The sequence below is a fragment of the Bartonella sp. AP21QHHD genome, assembly GCF_042196205.1.
In the GTDB taxonomy this organism is placed as follows: domain Bacteria; phylum Pseudomonadota; class Alphaproteobacteria; order Rhizobiales; family Rhizobiaceae; genus Bartonella.
The window spans coordinates 50,643-72,567 of sequence record NZ_JBHIPT010000051.1 but is presented as its reverse complement, the minus strand read 5'-3'; the positions used below and the strand labels follow the sequence as shown (position 1 = coordinate 72,567).

At 36.7% G+C, this 21,925-nt stretch carries 13 protein-coding genes, 2 tRNA genes and 1 pseudogene; 6 read left to right on the top strand and 10 right to left on the bottom strand.

The genetic code is table 11. The features are described from left to right. Positions 1–87: 87 nt before the first annotated feature. The 3 genes from secD to ACFIMC_RS03655 all read left to right on the top strand — a co-directional run bounded on the left by secD (position 88) and on the right by ACFIMC_RS03655 (position 5,421). Complete coding sequence (secD, locus tag ACFIMC_RS03665) at positions 88–2,601, top strand: protein translocase subunit SecD (protein ID WP_375681013.1); 2,514 nt, start codon at positions 88–90, stop codon at positions 2,599–2,601. A 99-nt stretch (positions 2,602–2,700) separates the two neighbouring features. Beyond that, on the top strand, positions 2,701–4,452 hold the full coding sequence (gene ybaL, locus ACFIMC_RS03660; RefSeq protein WP_375613485.1) for a YbaL family putative K(+) efflux transporter: 1,752 nt from the start codon (positions 2,701–2,703) through the stop codon (positions 4,450–4,452). 15 nt (positions 4,453–4,467) lie between these two features. Next, positions 4,468–5,421, top strand: coding sequence for a YbhN family protein (locus ACFIMC_RS03655; RefSeq protein ID WP_375613484.1), 954 nt, complete (start codon positions 4,468–4,470; stop codon positions 5,419–5,421). A gap of 1,101 nt (positions 5,422–6,522) precedes the next feature. Here the strand turns inward: ACFIMC_RS03655 and ACFIMC_RS03650 are convergent. After that, positions 6,523–6,598, bottom strand: a tRNA-Lys gene (locus tag ACFIMC_RS03650). 436 nt (positions 6,599–7,034) lie between these two features. Here ACFIMC_RS03650 and ACFIMC_RS03645 point away from each other — a divergent pair. Beyond that, positions 7,035–8,603 carry a TerC family protein gene (locus ACFIMC_RS03645; RefSeq protein WP_375612149.1) on the top strand — a complete coding sequence of 523 codons (1,569 nt, stop codon included), beginning with the start codon at positions 7,035–7,037 and terminating at the stop codon, positions 8,601–8,603. 529 nt (positions 8,604–9,132) lie between these two features. Here ACFIMC_RS03645 and ACFIMC_RS03640 read toward each other — a convergent pair. The 5 genes and pseudogenes from ACFIMC_RS03640 to ACFIMC_RS03620 all read right to left on the bottom strand — a co-directional run bounded on the left by ACFIMC_RS03640 (position 9,133) and on the right by ACFIMC_RS03620 (position 13,169). Continuing rightward, positions 9,133–9,357, bottom strand: coding sequence for a hypothetical protein (locus tag ACFIMC_RS03640; RefSeq protein WP_375668469.1), 225 nt, complete (start codon positions 9,355–9,357; stop codon positions 9,133–9,135). A gap of 213 nt (positions 9,358–9,570) precedes the next feature. Continuing rightward, positions 9,571–9,816 carry a hypothetical protein gene (locus ACFIMC_RS03635; RefSeq protein ID WP_375612148.1) on the bottom strand — a complete coding sequence of 82 codons (246 nt, stop codon included), beginning with the start codon at positions 9,814–9,816 and terminating at the stop codon, positions 9,571–9,573. 1,581 nt (positions 9,817–11,397) lie between these two features. Then, positions 11,398–12,017, bottom strand: a pseudogene (locus tag ACFIMC_RS03630) (hypothetical protein). A 377-nt stretch (positions 12,018–12,394) separates the two neighbouring features. Next, the gene (locus ACFIMC_RS03625; RefSeq protein ID WP_375681012.1) at positions 12,395–12,562 is read right to left on the bottom strand and encodes a hypothetical protein; all 168 of its coding nucleotides are present in this window, start codon (positions 12,560–12,562) and stop codon (positions 12,395–12,397) included. 530 nt (positions 12,563–13,092) lie between these two features. Further along, positions 13,093–13,169 (bottom strand) — tRNA-Arg (locus tag ACFIMC_RS03620). A gap of 263 nt (positions 13,170–13,432) precedes the next feature. Here ACFIMC_RS03620 and ACFIMC_RS03615 point away from each other — a divergent pair. Both ACFIMC_RS03615 and ACFIMC_RS03610 read left to right on the top strand, forming a co-directional pair. Beyond that, on the top strand, positions 13,433–14,206 hold the full coding sequence (locus ACFIMC_RS03615) for an NAD kinase (protein ID WP_375612145.1): 774 nt from the start codon (positions 13,433–13,435) through the stop codon (positions 14,204–14,206). 146 nt (positions 14,207–14,352) lie between these two features. Continuing rightward, entirely contained in the window at positions 14,353–15,756 is a 1,404-nt protein-coding gene (locus ACFIMC_RS03610) for a DEAD/DEAH box helicase (protein ID WP_375620798.1), read from the top strand. A 59-nt stretch (positions 15,757–15,815) separates the two neighbouring features. Here the strand turns inward: ACFIMC_RS03610 and gltX are convergent, their stop codons facing one another. From gltX to gor, 4 genes are all read right to left on the bottom strand, one after another. Beyond that, the gene (gene gltX / locus ACFIMC_RS03605) at positions 15,816–17,189 is read right to left on the bottom strand and encodes a glutamate--tRNA ligase (RefSeq protein WP_375671954.1); all 1,374 of its coding nucleotides are present in this window, start codon (positions 17,187–17,189) and stop codon (positions 15,816–15,818) included. 10 nt (positions 17,190–17,199) lie between these two features. Continuing rightward, positions 17,200–18,861: an NAD+ synthase gene (locus tag ACFIMC_RS03600; protein ID WP_375671955.1), complete on the bottom strand. Its 1,662-nt coding sequence runs from the start codon at positions 18,859–18,861 to the stop codon at positions 17,200–17,202. A 120-nt stretch (positions 18,862–18,981) separates the two neighbouring features. Further along, the gene (locus ACFIMC_RS03595) at positions 18,982–20,361 is read right to left on the bottom strand and encodes a class II 3-deoxy-7-phosphoheptulonate synthase (RefSeq protein WP_375671956.1); all 1,380 of its coding nucleotides are present in this window, start codon (positions 20,359–20,361) and stop codon (positions 18,982–18,984) included. A gap of 68 nt (positions 20,362–20,429) precedes the next feature. After that, complete coding sequence (gene gor, locus ACFIMC_RS03590) at positions 20,430–21,821, bottom strand: glutathione-disulfide reductase (RefSeq protein WP_375632800.1); 1,392 nt, start codon at positions 21,819–21,821, stop codon at positions 20,430–20,432. Positions 21,822–21,925 lie beyond the last annotated feature (104 nt).

Genomic DNA, 21,925 nt, shown 5'->3' with positions numbered 1-21,925 from the left:
CTTCCTTGAATATAAAAACGATCATCTTATTTTACTTGTGCTTTTAACTTTGAATAACTGTTAGATTGCCTATTTACGGAATATATCATGCGTACACCTGGTTGGTTAACTACCCTTTATTGTTTTATTCTTTTAAGCAGCATTTATGTTGCCTTACCCAATTTATTTTCACACGAACAAGTTAAAAACTCGAAATTCTTACCCGACACCCGTGTAGCACTTGGTCTTGACCTTCAAGGAGGCTCTTCTCTCCTGCTCGAGGTTGATAGCAAAACGTTAAAACGCGATCAGTTACATATAGTTTTAAGCAATGTGCGCAATGTATTGCGTGAAAAACAAATCCGCACCTCAAGTGTGCGTATCGTTGAAGATAGCGTTATTGCCCTTATTTCTGACCCATCGCAAACTGAAAAAGCACTCTCTGCTTTGAAAACATTAATAACCCCCATACACAGTAGCTTTGGCACAACAGAACATAACATCACGATCAGTGCTCAAAATGAAACTCTCCGCGTCACATTAACAGAAGCTGGTATAAAAGACCGTGTCAGCAATGCTATTGAACAAAGCTTAGAAATCATCCGTCGTCGTATAGATCAAGTTGGTGTTTCAGAACCAGCCATCCAAAAGGTCGGAAATGATCGTATTATGGTCCAATTGCCTGGACTACAAGATCCAAAACAACTGCGTGATCTTTTAGGAACAACCGCTAAGATGAGTTTTCATCTTGTTCCTTCTAATGTGGACCCCAATAACCCCCCTATAGGTGTTTCTATTCTCCTTGGATACACTGATGCAACACAACATTATGCAATTTATGATCAAATTGCTTTAGATGGAAATGTCCTGAAAGATGCCCGTGCAGGTTTTGACCCCCAAATACCAGGACGTTCCATTATTTCATTTACGCTAGATTCCGCTGGTGCAAAAATATTTGCCGATATAACACGACAAAATATTAACCGTCCTTTTGCCATTGTTCTGGATAATAAAGTTTTAACCGCTCCGACCATCAATAGTGTCATTCCCAATGGACAAGGTCAAATTACAGGAAACTTTGACCCCAAAGAAGCCTCAACTCTGGCTGCTCTGCTTCGTGCTGGTTCCCTCCCCGCACCACTCACGGTCATTGAAGAGAGAACCGTAGGTCCAAATCTTGGTGCTGATGCTATCCAAATGGGACTTTACACCGGCATAATTGGCTTTATTCTTGTTGCAATTTTTATTTTTCTTCTCTATCGTATTTGGGGATTAATTGCCAATATAGCACTAGCTCTGCACACAATTTTAACATTTGCTGCACTGAGTCTTTTGGGAGCTACGCTTACGCTGCCTGGTATTGCTGGTATTATTTTAGGCATCGGTATTGCCGTTGATGCTAATATCCTTATCAATGAACGTATCCGTGAAGAAAGTCGAAAAGGTGTGGGTGCTTTTGCAGCCCTAGATCGTGGATTTAAACACGCTTTTGCAACCATTGTTGATGCAAATGTTACAGCAATTATAGCGACCGTCTTACTATTTTGGTTCGGGACCGGTCCCGTTCGTGGTTTTGCCGTAACAATGTTGCTTGGTATTATCATCTCCATGTTTACAAATATCACCATTGTACGCATCATCATGATTTGGATCGTTCGTAAATGGAAAATTAAAAAATTGCATATTCACTCTGCTTTCAACATCATGCCACAAAACACAACTTTCCACTTTATGAAAGCACGTTTCATTGGTATTGGCGTCTCAATTGTTTTATCAATGGCTTCAGTTTTTCTCTTTTTTAAGCCTGGATTGAATTTTGGTATTGATTTCATTGGCGGAAGCCAAATGAGTATTACCACGAAAGGACCAGCAGATCTAGCAACTCTGCGTTCCAAGCTTTCTACTCTTAATATTGGTGAAGTTACCTTGCAAAATATTGATAACGAAAATACCGTATTAATTCGCATGCAGAAACAAAGCGGTGGCGAAGCACAACAAACCACCGCCATTGATAAGGTCAAAACAGCTGTACAAAATATCTATCCCGATACCACATTCGATCAAATAGAAGTTGTTGGTCCCAAAATTTCAGGTGAGCTTGCCACAGCTGCTTTTACTGCTGTTATTCTTGCGGCTATTGCCATGTCTCTCTATATATGGTTACGCTTCGAGTGGTTCTTTGCCATTGGAGCAATTATCACTCTCATTCTAGACACCACAAAAATGATTGGCTTTTTTGCTTTATTTCAATTTGATTTTAATTTAACGGCTATCGCCGCACTCTTAACAATTGTTGGATATTCTATAAATGATAAAGTTGTCGTCTATGATAGGATGCGCGAAAATATGCGTCTTTATAAAAAAATGCCGTTGCGCGAGCTGATTGATCTGTCAATTAATCAGGTTCTTGTACGTTGTTTTTTTACATCAGCCACAACAATTCTTGCGATGCTCCCCATGGCGATATGGGGTGGAAGTGCTGTTCATAATTTTGCATTACCCATGGTCTTTGGGATTATTATTGCAACATCATCCTCTATCTTTATTGCTGCTCCTATTTTACTCCTGCTAGGAAATTGGTGGCGTGAGCGAAATAATCGTGCAAATATCAAAGTGAAATAAAAATGCCCTTTAATGCGTATGGTACATCTCGCCTCTCTTCTCATAGAAATATAGTCGTTTTCATTCATTCGCTTTTTGATCAAGAATAGTAAATAATCCATGCTCCACGACACACCACTTATCACAACTATTGTTGCAGGCTTATGTTTAGCATTTCTCTTGGGAATGATTGCTAGCCGTTTACGTATTTCACCCCTTGTAGGCTATTTGTTAGCTGGTGTTATTGTGGGACCCAATACAGGCGGATTTAAAATAGATTCCGTCATCATTAATCAACTTGCTGAAATTGGTATTATTTTGCTGATGTTTGGTGTTGGGCTCCACTTTTCATTAAAAGACCTTTTATCTGTCAAAGCTATTGCTGTCCCCGCTGCTATTGCACAAATGGCATTTTCTACTTTTCTAGGTTTGTGCCTTGGTCTGATTATGGGATGGGGCTTTAGTGGTAGTTTGATTTTCGGTCTTGCTTTATCCATAGCAAGTACCGTTATCCTGCTACGTGCTTTGCAAGAGCGTCATCTTATTGAAACAGAAAAAGGACGCATTGCCGTTGGATGGTTGATTATTGAGGATTTAGCAATGGTCCTTATACTTGTCCTCATCCCTTCCTTGGCAAGTGCCCTCAGCAATACCAAAAAAGAAGCGTTGGATCCTCTTGTTCAATGGTTGGATTTAAGTATTTGGGGTATTTTTGGTCTCACCATCCTGAAGGTAATTGTATTTATTGCACTTATGCTCGTCATTGGGCGACGCGTTATCCCATGGCTTTTAAAAATGAGCGCACAATCGGGATCACGTGAATTATTTCGTCTTAGCGTCTTTGCTATTGCATTAGGAGTAGCTTTCGGAGCCGCTCATTTATTTGGAGTTTCTCTTTCTCTTGGTGCTTTTTTTGCTGGTATGGTCATGAGCGAATCAGAATTAAGCCACCGTGCCGCGGAAGAATCTTTACCACTGCGCGATGCTTTTTCTGTTCTCTTTTTTGTTTCTGTAGGCATGTTATTTGACCCCGAGAAACTCTTAACTCATTTTTTCCCTCTCTTAGCAACCTTATTCATTATCGTAATCGGAAAATCTGCTGTTGCCTTTTTCATCGTTAAAGCTTTTCGCTATTCTAATGCAACAGCTTTGACTATTTCTGCAAGCCTTGCCCAAATCGGAGAATTTTCCTTTATCCTTGCTGGTTTAAGTTTAAGCTTAGGACTTTTAAACAATGACGCTCATGATTTAATTCTTGGAGGAGCAATTTTTTCTATTTTGCTCAATCCTCTTGTTTTCATTGCCTGTAATAAAATTAAAAAACGTCTAGAAAAAAATTCTGCATCTTCACAAAATACCCAAACAATTATTGATATTGATCCACAAGATCCTGACCAAGATTTTTTACCGATGACCTTAAAAAACAACCATATCGTAATTATTGGCTATAGTCGTATCGGTAAGTGTGTTGCATTATCTTTAATAAATAGAGGTGAACCTATAGTGATCGTAGAAGAATCAAAACGCCTCTCTGATAAAGCGATTGCAGATGGCTTTGAGGCTATTTGCGGCAATATCATTCAACAAGAAATAATGAACGCAGCAAATATAAATAATGCACATAAAGTTGTTATTACAATGCGAAGTACCATTGAAGTAGGAGAATGTATCGTGAATATCCGTGATATGAAGAAAGATATCCAGATAATCACACATGCATTATCCGACACAGAAACAACATATCTCATTGATTTAGGTGCTGATGTTGTAGTAACAGATGATGAAGAAATTGCCAATGGTATTATAGAGTATATAACAGAACGAAGATCTGTAAGGAATATGCTCAATCATGAAAATTTACAGAAAACATAAAATGGATACAGAATCGTGAAAATAAAGCAATTTATATGGCCATTGATTGGTATCTTAGCAATGCTGGTATCTATTCGAATTCTTTATATGAAGCTCTCTGCCATTTCATTTGGGGATGTATTGGAGCGCTTGAGCAATTTAAATGCACAGCACTGGTTATTAGCCTGTTTATGTTCTCTCCTAGCTTATGCTGCTCTTGCTGGATATGATCGAATTGCCTTGCAACATCTAGGCCATAAAATTTCTTGGATTTTTATCGCTATATGTTCATTTACAACCTACGCTCTTTCACACAATATCGGTGCTTCAGTTTTTTCTGGTGCCGTTGTACGCTATCGCGCCTATAAAATGAAAGGATTAAACGGAACAGAAATCGCAATATTAGTAGGTTTTTGCTCTTTTACTTTTGTAATCGGCACAATCTTACTTTTGGGAATCGTTTTGGTGCTGCAACCCGAAATTATCACCCTCATTCATAAAGAACTTCCTGAATGGCTCGGAACAACGGCTGGAGCAATTTTACTCAGCTGTATAGCACTTTATACGTTTGGCAGCTGGCTTCAGTTAAAGCCCTTACGCTTGGGGAAGAAAATTCAACTTTCCTATCCACGACTGAAAATTGTTATTCAACAGCTTCTCATTAGCCCTCTAGAGCTTTTAGGAGCAGCAGGAATTATATATGCTGTTCTCCCACATAACGCAGATATTCATTTTATCTCTGTTCTTGGTGTTTTCCTAGCGTCTTTTACGATAACTCTTCTCTCTAATGCTCCAGCAGGAGGAGTAGGAGTTCTTGAAGCTCTTTTCATAACAGGCATGCCCAATATAAATCCAACCGATGTTATTGCAGCACTTATTGTCTTTAGAATGTTTTATTTGATTATACCGCTCATCCTTTCATTATTTGTGGTCGTCATTTTTGAGGCGCAACAATATTGGAAAAGAGCCCCCAAAACACCACCTGAATAAATAAAAGGCTATCAATGACTTCTTTTTTTATGTACCTATAAAAGAACAAAACACCATCGTGTTGCCAATTTACATATCTTTTTTAAGAAACCTCTTTCAACGCTCTTCTCCATTACACAACAATACCCATAAATGGTATAATAGTAAAGCTATTGTTGCACCATCATCTTTATACTTAATAAAAGAGCAAGCCTGTGCCATTATACTATTTTTCCAATGTTATGATAACTTTTAGCACTTAAGAACATTAATAAGAATTATTTTTATGCCTTTCTTCAATAGTCTTTATCCACACATTAATCCCATTTATGATGCAAAAATGAATGATTTTAATTAATTCATTATAAGAGGGATTGAAACAAAAGAAGTTTATGATAGTAAAGTTTTTTTTAAATAAAGAATAATCAATTCTTTATAAATCAATATATTATAATGAATCTGTGTGGCTTTCTTAATATTTATATTTTTAGAGGTTTAGCTAACGGAAAGACAGCATAGCGTAACCACACAGCTTAATATTTTAAAACTTTAAGCCTCATTAAAGTTTATTGTCTTTCGTTTAACAGGTATTAGCTTTAAACAATTAAACTGATCTAATTTTATTACTTGTATGTCCAGCTAACTACTTTATTTTAGCTTGATTTACCCTCTTGGAATACTGATGATTGTTACAGAAGTTTTTTGTTTAAGCGGGAGAGTTATCAAAAAATATCCACGCTGCTGACACAACTAAAGTGTAAAGTTTCTTCTGTCTTTAAACAATATGCTAAAAATCCAAAAAAAATTTAATCAATTTATATTAAAAGAAGTGAAAACTGTTGATTTTTATACCCCTTTAAATAACACAATTGTCGGTAAGAGGCTTCTCCTTACCAATTGCAACTTAAAAAAAGAAACAATACGCATTAAAAGATCTTTAAATGTCCTTTGGAAGTTCTTTGAGTCCCCTAAAAAGTACAAACACCGATGACTAAGCTATATCAACAATCTTCACTTTTAAACAAACAGATATGGGGAAATCCTACTGCCCAATTTTATTTAGCAACTCGTACCTTAAAAAAAATTACGCAATCAATAAGTTATTTACGGTATAAAATAAAATGGTGGGTGATGAGGGGATCGAACCCACGACCCGCTGATTAAGAGTCAGCTGCTCTACCGACTGAGCTAATCACCCATAAGCTTCTCAAAAGACGAGAATGAGCGTTTCTATAACGCTCCTAAGGATAGATGTCCAGATATTTTGTTGTTTGTTATATAAACTCATTGTCTGTAAGGTTAAAAATATGATATTCACCACTTGATCTTATATAAAAATAAACCCATTATAAGAAGCTTTATAAATAAATGTTCTGATTGTTATACAGAACCTATAGTTAGAGGATTATCGAGCATAATGCCCGAGCGAAAATTAGAGGAACCTTCTTGTGGTTGTAAGCGGGATGGGGCATCATTTTGTTTTATCAACAATCACATGCATTCAAGCAATATTGTGCTGTTTTTTTCTTTGAATATAAGTTTTTTACATTCAATGTTCATGATCCAATATACGAATAAAAGACTATGAATTTTTTTTGTCAATCGCGCGCTTTTAAGCTTCTAAAAGGTAAGGAATGATGGAATGGATCACTGATCCCCATGCGTGGTTTGGTTTGATCACGCTGGTTTTTCTCGAAATTGTTTTAGGAATAGATAACCTTATCTTTATTGCAATTTTAGCTGAAAAATTGCCACTGCATTTGCGTGACCGCGCACGCTTTATAGGTCTTACTTTAGCATTAATTATGCGGCTTTTCCTTCTTACCGTTATTGGATGGGTTATGAGACTCGATAGGGTCATTCTTTCACTTTCATCTTTTGTATTTAGTTGGCATAGCTTTATTTTAATCGGTGGTGGAGCCTTTTTGCTCGCAAAGGGAACGCTAGAATTACATGAAAGGTTAGAAGGAGTATCACATGAAAGAAAAACAGGCGTTGGTTATGCTGTTTTTTGGCAAGTAATCGTCCAAGTCGTGGTGCTGGATGCCGTTTTTTCACTAGACAGTATTATTACCGCAACAGGTATGATTGCAAAAGAGCAGGCAGCAGTTATGTATATCGCAGTCATAGCTGCTATGGGAGTAATGATGTGCGGATCTGGTGCTCTTATGCGTTTTATTAATCGTCATCCCACTATTGTAATCCTTTGTCTTGGTTTTTTGATGATGATTGGTTTTACTCTCATTGTTGAAGGATTTGGTTTTCATATTCCAAAAGGGTATTTGTATGCTGCTATTGGTTTTTCTGTTCTCATCGAAGCTTTTAATCAAATTGGACGTCGTAACCGTGAAAAAATGATTAAAACGAATGATCTACGCAGTAGAACAGCTGATGCTGTTTTGAGGCTCTTAGGAGGAGGAAGCAAAGATAGTCACCTTGCTGAGACTGTAGATGTTATTGCTGAACAGGCCGCAGCTTCTGAGTTGTTTAGACCAGAAGAAAAGGAGATGATTCGTGGTGTTCTCGATTTAGCTGATCGCCCTGTTCGCTCTATCATGTCGCCGCGTAATGAGATTGAGTGGTTAGATTTAAATGCTGATGAAAATGAAATGCGTGAAGAATTACAAAAGGTTAAACATAGCCGCTTAATTCTTGCGCGTGAAAAAGTGGATGAATTTGTTGGCGTTGCGTTGACAAAAGATCTTCTTTTGAATTTGGCTGAGGGGAAAAAGATTAATTGGAAAAAAGCTATGCGAGAACCCCTCGTTGTTCATGAAAATACAAGTGTTTTACGATTGATGGAGCAATTACGTCATTCTTCGATTCAGCTTGCAATTATTGTTGATGAGCATGGATCTTTTGAAGGAATTGCAACACCAACCGATATTCTTGAAGCTATTGCAGGAGACTTTCCTGATGACGATGAAGAACTCATGATCGCAGAACAACTTGAAAATGGCAGTCTTCTTGTTGAGGGATATGCTGATATCCGCCGTTTAAGTGGTTATCTTGGGCGTAACCTTGTGGATGAAGCAGATCGTTATACGACTCTGGCAGGCTTTATGCTTTGGCAGTTTGGTCATTTACCAAATGAGGGAGAAAGCTTTGAAACTGATGGTTTACACTTTAAAGTGATTGAAATGGAACGCAGAAACATATCTAAAATCCTTATTTCTCCACTTGTATCACCAGAAAAAAGCTAGTTCTTTTTACAAGCAAAATGAATAAAAAGATTTTTTTATGATTAAAAATTGAAAAGAATAAGCAGTTGATAACTCAATTGCATTTCATTATTTTTATATTTTTTTAAGCGTAAAATAATGACATACAAAAGTTATATTATCAATGAACTTTCCATTATAAAAAATTTTCATTGATGATTGACGAAAAGCTGGGAGAGAGAAAATGGTGCAAAATTATTTGTCAATGGTCATTAATCTCAAAACAATGAATATATACAATATATTGATTTATAATAATTATTTATTACAATATTACCTTCACATCAAGAAAGCCTCTTTCAAACATCAGATTTCCGCCAATGGATAAAACTCCACCATTGTTGAGTTCACTCAACTGATGATGGCATCTTTAAACCAGACTCTGGCTCCTATAATCTTTTTAGATCTTCTTGATATTTCTTAAGGAGCTATTCCTTAGCTTTTGTTTCGATAAATTTAGCTATTTTTTTCCTTGCAAGAATGAAACTCCACCTCTCTGGAAAGGCCCTTATTAAGAACTTTGTTTTTCTTCCAGATGGTTCATATTTTTTACTACTTTTGCAATGAAAGCGTAGCTGTGTTGCTTAGATTTGACTACTTCTTTGACTAAAGCCAATGCACATTCAAAATGAAGCTGTTGGGTATTTTCATCAAAGCCTAAATGATCCTCTGCACCGAAACTTTGATAATAAGATTGTAAGGTTGCAACATCACCCAATAAAGCCAGTGCACCAATATGAAGTAAGCTATAATCTGCATCATATACCTTGAATAACCTTTATGTGCCTCCAACTTCACTCTATCGCCAAGGTGGTGCTCCATATCTGGAATAAAAGCATTTATGAAGATCAATTTTTTCTATCGCCTATTTCAAGACATAATCAAGCTTAATTCCAACCAATCTGCATATATTCCTTCTTCACAAACTCTCAACCCCTTTTTATAAAAATCAAGTTGTAGATCTTGTAAGTGCTGAGAATTGATAGGGATCAATTACCATACAGGCAGCAGCTAAAATACCAGTACTAATCGAAACTCCAACATCAAATTGCGAATAATCTTTGATAATTGCGTCATTATAAAGAATTTGTACTTCACAATCTGGGAGTTGATAACATGCTGAATAATTATCTAACTCTTTAATTTTTTCAACAGACCAATCAAGATTTTTGAAGAACACTGTTGCACTCTCCATGATTAAAAAATTCTTTGCTCTACCTCAAAAGAGGTTGTATCCATATCAAAAGTCAAAAGCAAAGCAGATTTTTGCAAACAAAAGTGATAACGCCGTGTAAGAGAAGAATCTTATCAATAAGGTCTTTGGTGATTTCTTTTGCAACGTCTAAACGAGATGGAATCTTATTCCCTAAAAAAATATAATAAAGTCAATAGGTTGTGTGCAATTATTCTATATGAATCCCATTTAAAATCTACACTTTTATACGTGATTTAATTAACCATTTTTCATAAACAATTACCATGTATGGATAGACCATAAAACGCATGTAAACATTCAAATGAAGTGAACGCAGCTATCATTCATAACAGTTCATAAATTTTATGATACGTTTTTATCACACACAAATCGCATTATTAAAAACGTAATCGTTTGAAATTATCGATAACATAAATTGCATGCGTTTAAAGAATGGTATGGGGTTTACTCTTTTTTTGAGCTAAACCTTAAAAGAAATAATCATTTGAAACTATCATAGAATAGGTTTTAATTCATTAAGGGCACATAAAAGGATTTAAAGACAAGTCGATTTTAAAGCGCCGCTTACTAAAAAGTTAGTCAATAATAAGCAGACATTATATAGATATTATCATCACAACAGGTAATGAAATTGATAATGTTATGTCGTAGAAATCAAAAGATTTTTAATGATATAACGCAGGCAAACAAGCAAAAAACGTTTTAAAAGTTACAGTTTAAAAATACGAAACCAAATGAAGTCCCCTCAAATTTGAGTATACTTATTAAGATAAAGATAAGTAGATAAATTTCAAAAGGATTGCAATCATATTACAAAGGCATGGTGTTTTACTCAATTTTGAGTCAAAAGCGACAATATTAAAGACTGCTCTACTCTAAAGTTAACGAGCTCAAATTTGGGCTGATTAATTTTGCCAGCCCAAATATGGACCGGCTTATTTGCAGAGAAATTAAGTTTAAATGCAAAGTGAAAATACGCTTATGAGAACCTCACTAAATGAACGTTTAAACGTTTAGAGACATAAAATGATATCTCTATAAATACGTTTGAAACCTAGATTTATAACAGTTTAAAAGCCTTAGATTTTATAAAAAGCGGTTGTTTATTATCTTATGAAAAGCTACTTTTAAAAACCAATGTTCGTAAATGTAAACAACGGGTTTTGTTACAAATATTCACTTAATACGCATTTTCTCTTGAGAGTCTTGATATGAACCTACCAAGCATTGAGACATTTTGATAATGTACTTTGTGTCAAATGACCACTTCAAAAATGCGAGCGTTATTCTTAATACGCTTTATAGCCATACATAAAGTGTTTATAGGTTCTGTAATTCAAATGAGTGATTAAAGATCATATCTGTCATTTACGTTCCTTTTGATCAGTTTTAATCAATAGAATAGAGCGTTTGCAATATGATACGTTTTGTATACATGCATTCATTATTGATTTCTTTTGTATGATCTGTAGCACCTCTATTTACAAGCAGCGTCATATCAATGGCACAGCTTTCTTTTATGATGCGTTTATAACCATCAAAAAAGCGCCCCTACATCTGTCATTTATTCTGTTTATCAATCTTGATAACGTTATTGCTTTCATAAACCTCACAATTTATGGGAACCGAATATAAATCGCTATGTCTTTTTATTCTTGCATTGCCATATACATTACCTCTAATCACGATATAGTCAGGGAGATCTTGGCATTGCCATAAACAGAGCCGTAGAGACCTTAGTATGACACCCCACGCTAGCATTGCCGTAAACCTTGCCTAACAACCGCATGATCATAAACTGCGGCATTGCTATGAATACGTGCACTACCGGATAATTTTGCATTCCCATAAACCCGCGCTTAATGATAAACTCAAACGTTATAAGAAAGATGAGCATTGTCATAAACATGAACACCAAAATACACATGGGTTTTATCACATATAAGGGTATTGCCATACACATAGCCACCAATGGCAGCATTGCCATAGCCCCTTATATTTTCATAAACACAACCAGATTTTACAACACAGACATTATCAGCAACCCAGCAATTACCATCATGAGAGAGATTGCTTTCATTTTCAATAAAAGCATCCAGATCGCCTTTTTTTACATCACCAAAATCGTTTAAAGCACGAATGCGATAATATATATATACATGACCAGTCACGAAATCCATTTGATTGATCTATTCATATTTTGGATGGTTTTTTCTGATTAACAGGAGCGGTTTCATTTGCAATGAAAGAAATAACGGAGGTGTTTTTTGATATAGTTATCATAATTAAACCTGTATGTTTTTAAAAGTTTTGAACAGACATTAAGCCAGCTCCAAACCAAATGTTTGTTGCATCAAGCGCTCTGTTCAACTAATAATAACATATTCATTACCTAGTAGTAGAATACCAACTCCTACACCTGCATAAAGCGAAGCAATAATCCGCCCATATGGCTATGCTGCATGACCATAATAGAACCCAAAACCATCATTGCTACACTCGCAACACCAGCAGCAAAACGGATCAAAAGGACTAAGTGTTAACGCCATGAAAATAATTAAGGGCACTCATTACTATAGCTGCACAAGATAGTATGCGAGGAGCACGAGATATAATCCCAATTACTGCCAAACGTAAAGAACATACTCCCAACTAAATAACCACCATAATTAGTGTTCGGTATATAAGAAAGTTGATTAAAGCTAAACAATCCTTCATCCAACATAACTGGCAGTATTGGTGTATAGAGAAATCACCAGATACCCATATCAAAACCATATCGAATACAGCATTTTGAAACAATTCAAATCTTGACGGTTGTTTTTTCCCCCTTATTATTCCTTTAACTGGTGATATTCCTCATCTGCGTTCCATATCACCATAACAGCCTTTAACTCCAAAAATAGAATAAAAGCAAATTTAGCTATCTATTTTAATGCTCAAAACAATATATTTAGCGATCTACTATCAACATCGCCAGATCAGTTGTACAATAACATATTGAATTAAATGTACTTTTTAAATGTTTATAGTTAAATTGAAAGCATATTTAGATAACCTTGCTTTTTTATCTCGATATTCAAAATGACTAACCGAAAAATTATATACGCAGCCGTAAATTTTACTTCTCTTAAAATCATTTGCTTATTCGCTGCAAAACTTAATAAACAACTCAAATAACCATTTTCATAAAAGAGGAAATTGGCTTCTTTTTAGGTAATCTTGTTATTTAGGATGATATGAAGTTGAAGAATTTGGTGCACCCGACAGAATTCGAATCTGTGACCTCTGCCTTCGGAGGGCAGCGCTCTATCCAGCTGAGCTACGGGTGCTTCACACTGATTATTAAAATCAGTTATGGTCTTTTAACTAATCATACTCTTAGCTTCAATGCTAAATTATCATTCTAATAAAAAAATTACTCGTTTGTAATTTATCTAACAACGCATTCCTTTTACTTTTTAATGATACTTTACCTTGAAATAACTTCTCTTTATTCAATGCTCTTTTTATTATAAAAAGAGCTTTTATTACAACTTCAAAACTCTCAAAAATAAGTTACAACATAAATTATAAGTATCAGGATAATTTTTAAATGGCTACATTACCAAGTCGCTTTCATTTTATTTCCGCAGAAACTGAGGAGGCTATCAAAGCTACCCATAAATTAATTTCCGTTTATGGTCATTCTTCTCTGGAAGAAACTGATATTGTTGTTGCAATCGGTGGTGATGGGACAATGTTACAAACCGTACGAGATGTCATGAACACAGGCAAACCTATTTATGGTATGAATCAAGGTTCTGTAGGGTTTCTTATGAATGAATTTCATGAAAAAAAATTGCCCAATCGTATTGCTGCCGCACATAAAAAAGAAATCCATCCCCTGCGCATGATTGCAAAATCTGAATGTCAAGATTCTATCGAGGCGCTTGCAATTAATGAAGTATCCCTCTTTCGGCAATCTTATCAAGCGGCAAAAATTCGCATCACCATTGATAACAACGTACGCATGGAACAATTAAGTTGTGATGGTGTCCTCGTCGCTACACCAGCTGGATCAACCGCCTATAATTTATCAGCACAAGGACCTATCTTACCTCTTATGGCTCCCCTTATGGCCCTCACTCCCGTTAGCCCTTTTCGCCCTCGGCGTTGGCATGGAGCTTTGCTTCCCGATACAGTAACAGTGCGCTTTGATATGCTTGAACCTGACAAACGCCCTGTAAACGCTGCTGCAGATAATATTGAAGTTAAATCTGTCCATTCAGTTACTATTTCAATGGCAACAGAAGTAACAGCTTCAATCCTTTTTGACTCAAATCATTCATGGGATGAGCGCATTTTATCAGAACAATTTCGCTATTAATGATTGTATTATGCGTTTTATATGTATATGATTGTTATAGTTAGTTTTTTTTGTGAAAACATCTTAACACTTTTAAAGAGTGTAAAATATTGGTTATAATCATCATTAGATAGCGCAGTTAAAATCACAGAGCAGTTGATAAAAAAATGATACCATCTTTAAACAGTTTTGATGATTTAGGTCTTTCCGCAAAGGTTATTAATGCGGTGAAATCAGCGGGGTATACAGCTCCGACACCTATTCAAAGTGAAACAATTCCGCATGTCCTTCAAAGAAAAGACGTTTTAGGAATCGCCCAAACGGGAACAGGTAAAACCGCCTCTTTCGTATTGCCTATGCTCACTCTCCTTGAAAAAGGTCGTGCAAGAGCACGAATGCCCCGTACGCTTATCTTAGAACCAACAAGAGAAATTGCAGCTCAAGTTGAAGAAAATTTCGATAAATACGGCATAAATCATCGTTTAAATGTTGCTCTTTTGATTGGTGGCGTTTCTTTTGAACTCCAAGATCGCAAACTTGAACGGGGAGCTGATGTTCTTATAGCAACACCAGGGCGCCTTCTTGATCATTGCGAGCGCGGTAAACTGCTCCTGATGGGCGTTGAAATCCTTGTGATTGATGAAGCTGATCGCATGTTGGATATGGGCTTTATTCCTGATATTGAACGCATCTGTAAACTAACCCCTTTTACGCGTCAAACTTTGTTCTTTTCTGCAACAATGGCGCCAGAAATTACAAAGCTAACGAAACAATTTTTACATTCTCCCGTATCTGTTGAAGTTACAAAAGCTTCCTCAACAGCTACCACAATTACACAACGGCTTGTCAAATCTGGAAATAAATCATGGGATAAAAGAGCGGTTTTACGAGAACTTATCCAAAATGAAGGTGCAGAGCTTCAAAATGCAATCATTTTCTGTAATCGAAAGAGAGATATTTCTGAACTTTTTAGATCGCTCATCAAACATAACTTTAATGTAGGGGCACTTCATGGAGATATGGACCAATATTCGCGCATGAACACCCTAGCTGATTTTAAAAATAATAAACTTACACTTCTTGTTGCTTCTGATGTTGCTGCCCGTGGACTCGATATTCCAGCTGTAAGTCATGTATTTAACTATGATGTTCCTACACATGCTGAAGACTATATCCATCGAATTGGTCGTACAGGGCGTGCAAATCGTAGCGGAAAAGCCTTTACAATCGTTACAAAAGCTGATCAAAAATATATCAATGCCATCGAGGAAATGAGTAATGAAAAAATTGAATGGCTCAATGGAGATCTCTCAACTTTAATAGCCGATGATCAAACAGAAGATATTGTTGTAAAGAAAAAATCTTCAAAACCATCAAAGAAAACTGCTCCAAAAGAGACTGTTGCTCACACTAAAAAATCTGTAGAAGAGAATAAAACAGAATATATCAAAAATGCAAATAATAAGGAGAAGCCATCTGAGCAACAACGCTCACGAAAAAATAAGAATTACACACCTATTGGATTTGGTGATGATATTCCTGCTTTCATGCTTATAAAAACATGTAAATAAACCCGTTCTCTACTCTCTTTTAGAGTGAAATGAACGAAATACTTTTAAAAAATCCGCTCTTATTTCCTAGAGAGCCTTTCCGTTACCTTTTCACGCCCTAAAAGCTGCAAAATTTTTCCCATTTCAGGTCCATGATCCATGCCCGTAAGTGCCTGACGTAATGGCATAAATAAAGCTTTTCCTTTTCGACCTGTTTTTTCTTTTAATGCTGTTGTCCAAATTTTCCAACTTTCCTCATTCAAAGCACCTTCAGGTAAGAAATCGAGTGATTGGTGCACAAAAGCACGATCCTCTAGTGCTACTGTATCAAAATTCTGTTCATCATGAATGATTTTCCACCAAAAAACAGCCTCATTGACTTTATTAATATTGCTTCTTATCGCGTTCCAGAAATATTCCGCCTTATCTCCCTCAATAGAAAGTTTTTTAAGGTGCATTTTTACTTCCTCATAGGTTAACTCATGGACAAGATGACTATTCAAAGCAAGAAGATCAGCAATATCAAATTTTGCAACGGATCTTGACGTATCTTGGAGATTAAAATGCTCTAAAAGCGCAGCTTGATTGGGATAGGGATGCACATTTTGCGATGTCCCAATCAAAACGGCAAGGCATTGAACAGCTATAGATTCAAATCCTTCTTCCCGTAGAGAACGAATAGAAAGATCATTATTACGTTTTGAAAATCCTTTTCCTAAAACTGTCGCCAATAAATTGGTATGAGCAAAAACCGGTAATTCTGCATTAAGAGCTTTAAAAAGAGCAATTTGAGCGCCTGTATTTGTAATATGATCATCCCCACGAATAATATGCGTAATAGCCATATCTACATCATCAACAATAGACGGCAATGTATAAAGATAGGTTCCATCTTCACGAATAAGAACAGGATCTGAAAGAGAAGCTAAATCAATCGTCTGCTTTCCCTTTATTGCATCATTCCAGTAAACTTCTGTTCGCTTTGTGTGTAAAGGATCACTTTCAAAATTAGGAAGAAGAAAACGCCAATGGGGTTTACGACCTTGTGATTCAAAGTTTTTTCTCTCTTCTGTTGTCAACTTCAATGCTGCACGGTCATAAACAGGAGGCAATTTGCGTGAAAGCTGGATTTTACGACGCCGCTCTAATTCCTCTGTTGTCTCATAACAAGGATAAAGAAGGCCACGTTGTTTGAGAATTTCTGCCACTTCATCATATCGATTAAATCGCTTGGATTGGTAATAAATTGCATCTGGTTGAATACCAAGCCATTCAAGGTCAACAGCAATAGCATCGATATATTCTTGTTTAGAACGTTCAATATCTGTATCATCATAGCGTAAAATAAATTCTCCCTTATACGCTTGCGCATAAAGCCAGTTGAAAAGCGCAATACGGATATTGCCAATATGAATATAACCTGTTGGAGAGGGAGCAAAACGAACTTTAACCATAAAATAACACTCAATTTTTATCGCGAAAATGATTGACTATAGGATAGCGACGATCGCGTCCGAAATTTTTGTAACTGATTTTTACACCAGGCGCAGATTGACGCCTTTTATATTCGGCACCATAAAGAAGCTGTTCAACTTTCGCAACAGTTTCTCGTGAATGTCCACGTTTAACAATATCACAAATACTCATGTCATTTTCTACAAGAGATTGTAATATATCATCTAAAATAGGATAAGGCGGAAGAGAATCTTCATCTTTTTGATTTTCCCGCAGCTCTGCAGAGGGTGCTTTTTCTATAATATTGGATGGAATGATCATTCCTTCTGGTCCTCTCAAATTGTGCAAGTGATTTTTATTGCGCCACTCCGCTAATGCATAAACCTGCATTTTATAAATATCTTTAAGAGGATTAAACCCGCCATTCATATCCCCATACAGTGTTGCATATCCCACAGCCATTTCTGACTTATTGCCTGTCGTTACCACCATTGAGCCGAATTTATTTGAAAGCGCCATTAAAAGTGTACCGCGTATACGACTTTGAAGATTTTCCTCTGTGACGTCAGAGGGTAACCCTGAAAAAACAGGTGCCATTGTCTTTAAAAAAGCCTCAACAGGTTGTGCAATCGGTATGATTTCATAACGACATCCCAAAAGATCAGCACATTCTTTGGCATCTTTTAATGATTCTTGCGAAGTATAATGATAGGGCATCATAATGGTGCGAACCCTCTCAGCACCAAGAGCATCCACCGCCATTGCCGTACACAGGGCTGAATCAATTCCTCCTGAAAGACCAAGAATAACATCCTTAAAGCCGTTTTTATTAACGTAATCTTTCAACCCCAAAACACAAGCTTGATAATCAGCCGCTAATCCATTGAGAAGACTTTCATTAGGACCTGAAATACAGTGCCATCCCGTCGTTGTTTTTTGCCAATGGCTTAAAGCAATATGGCTATCAAAGTGTTTCATTTGAAATATCTTTTTGCCTTGTCCATTCAAGGCAAAAGACCCACCATCAAAAACGAGCTCATCTTGACCACCTACTTGATTAGCGTAGATAATTGGCACTCCAGATTGTAGAGCCTGTGTATGAACAACGTCTATACGTTTTAATGTTTTATTACGATAATAAGGAGATCCGTTAAGGACAAGAATAATTTCCGCTCCTTTATCTTTAAGCTCTGTACTAAGAGAGGAATCATTCCAAAGATCCTCACAAATGACTATTCCTAATTTAATTCCATGATAGACAATAGGCTGAGGACGTGGACCTGAAGAAAATAAACGCTTTTCATCAAATTCAGCATAATTAGGTAAATCAAACTTCAAACATTCGGCAATGACTCTCCCTTCATCAAGAAGCATGACACCGTTGTAAATATTGCCATTGCGTCTTAATGGAAGTCCAATGACAATTCCTGGTCCGCCTACGGTTATCTTTGCTAATTTCTCAACAGTCTCTTCACATGTTTTTGTAAAAGCAGGTTTTAGAACAAGATCTTCCGGCGAATAAGCGCTTATAAAAAGTTCCGTGAATAAAACAAGATCTGCCCCCTCTTCTTTGGCCTTTTGATGCGCCATGACAGCTAAAGAAAAATTCCCCTCAATATCACCGACAATAGGATTTAATTGAGCAATTGATACCCGAAAATTATTTTTCATAAGCCTTTGTATCATTTCATCAGTTTAGTAACCACAACTTTATTCTTCATCATCGGAAATATCATTTTTAAAAATTCTCTTCTGCCATAATGACCTAAAAAATATTAGGCAAATTTTTGCCTACCCCCCAGCAGCAATTGCTAACGAGTCAGTCACGCGATTTTTTTTAAGGAGTTCAGCAACAAGAAAAGCCAATTCTAACGCTTGATCTGCATTTAACCGTGGATCACATTGCGTATGATAACGATCAGATAAATCGTCCACAGAAATGGCATGTGCCCCTCCTGTACATTCAGTAACATCACGACCTGTCATCTCAATATGAATGCCTCCTGGATAAGTTCCCTCTCCACGATGCACTGCAAAAAAATTCTCTACTTCTTTTAAAACATAATCAAAGGGACGCGTCTTATAACCATTGGCAGTAATTGTATTGCCATGCATTGGATCACATGACCATATAACCGCACGCTTCTCGCGTTCAACGGCACGGATGAGTTTAGGCAGATAACTTTCAACTTTATCATAACCAAAGCGCGTAATGAGAGTAAGCCGCCCCAGCTCGTTTTCAGGATTTAAAATATCAATTAATTTTAAAAGCTCATCAGACTCAATGGAAGGACCACATTTTAATCCTATAGGATTCTTAATGCCGCGACAATATTCAACGTGAGCATGGTCAATCTGACGCGTACGGTCACCAATCCATAACATATGACCAGATGTTGCATACCAATTTCCTGAAGTTGAATCAATCCGAGTCAAAGCCTCTTCATAACCAAGCAACAGTGCTTCATGACTGGTATAAAAAGATGTTTCACGCAATGAAGAATGTGTTTTGGATGTAATCCCTATAGAACGCATAAAATCAATTGCTTCAGAAATACGCTCTGCCAATAATTCATAACGTTCTCCCTGCGGACTGTTAGAAACAAAACTCAACATCCATGTGTGAACATTTTCTAAATTAGCATAGCCACCTTGTGAAAAAGCACGCAATAGATTAAGTGTTGCCGCAGATTGGCGATAAGCCATAGACATCCGTTGCGGATCTGGAATACGAGAACCTGCTTCAAATTCAATGCCATTAATAATATCCCCACGATAAGCAGGAAATTCAACTCCCTCTTTTCTTTCAATATCAGAAGAGCGAGGCTTTGCAAATTGACCAGCAATACGACCAATTTTAACAACCGGTTTAGAACTACCAAAGGTCAAAACAATCGCCATTTGCAAAAATACACGAAAAAAATCACGAATATTATCAGCTTCATGTTCTGCAAAGCTTTCGGCACAATCACCACCTTGCAATAAAAAAGCTTGGCCTTTCGCAACGGCTGCTAATTCATTTTTTAAATCACGTGCTTCACCGGCAAAAACTAAAGGAGGATACCTTCTCAGTTTTCGCTCAACATCTTCTAACATAGACTTATCCGGATAAGTCGGAACTTGTTTAATTGGCCTTGTTCTCCAAGAGTCAGGTGCCCATTCTTTTATCATTACACTCTCTCTAAAGATTAATCTTACAGATTGGCATATCAAAAGCTTTTTACCGCAATATATGCTGTTTAACTTTCTATTTTCTTCCCATTTTCATATATATAACTTGGTTTATACATCGTTACCAATTCTTCTGCCATCGTTGGATGCACTGCCATCGTTTCATCAAAGATATCCTTCGTCAGCTTTCCTTTGAGAGCTATCCCAATAAGCTGTGCCATCTCACCAGCGTTTTCCCCTAAAATATGAGCGCCCACAACAATACGGCTTTCACCATCAACAATGAGTTTCATAAGCATTTTCTCTGAACTACCAGAAAGAACATTACGCATAGGACGAAAAACTGTACGATAAATTTCAAGACGCTTATAACGCTTTACCGCCTCCTCTTCTGAAAGACCAACCGTTCCAATCTCTGGCTGTGAAAAAACTGCTGTTGTAATTAAATCATAATCAGGTGTTGTTGGAATATTCTCAAATGCTGTCTTAACAAAACACATTGCATCATGAATCGCAACAGGTGTTAATTGAATATGACCTGTTACATCACCAACAGCCCAAATATGGGGGATATTTGTTGTCATTTTCTCATCAACAACAACTGCACCAAATTCATTCACCTTAACACCTGCCCGCTCAAGTCTTAAACCCATTGTATTTGGTACACGCCCCGTAGCCAACATAATCTGATCGGCTCTGATTATTTTCCCATTTGATAAAATAACTTCATAACAATTTTCTGCAGCCTGCACTTTAGAAATTGTTACACCATAGAGAATAGAAATCCCTTTTTCAGTCATTTCATCGCTGAGCAATTGCCGCAAATCATGATCAAAACCACGAAGGATTAAATCACCACGATGAAGGAGTGTTGTTTTTACACCTAATTCATGAAAAATATTAGCAAATTCAACACCAATATACCCTCCACCAACAATGACTATTGATTTTGGGAGTTGATCAAGGTCAAAAATCTCATTAGAAGTGAGGCAAAATCCACCGCCTTCTATGGACGTATTTGGTGCAACTTTTGCCCCTGTTGCAATCAAAATTTTTTCTGCACTGACCCGCTCACCCGTGGCAGAAAGCTCTAATGTGTGATCATCTACAAAAGTAGCACGACTTTCATAAATATGCACATTGTTATTCTCTAATCCCTTACGATACAGCCCTTCTAACCTTGATATTTCTTTATTTTTAGCTGCAACCAACTTTTCCCAACTAAAAATTGGATCCGCATATTTCCACCCAAAACCAACACTTTTCTTAAATTCTTTTACATATTGTGATGCATAAACATAAAGTTTTTTGGGAACACAGCCACGAATAACACAAGTGCCCCCTATACGATATTCCTCTGCTATAGCGACCCGCTTGCCAAGACCTCCAGCAAGCCGTGCTGCACGCACTCCACCAGAACCACTTCCAATAACAAATAAATCAAAGTCAAAAGAGCCCACGAATTATTCCTTCTTATACATCTGCAAGAGTAGGCTAAGATCTTTTATTATCAAATGAAAGTCTTTTTTTCTTTTGAAGAAGCCTTTTTTATAAAGCAGCATTC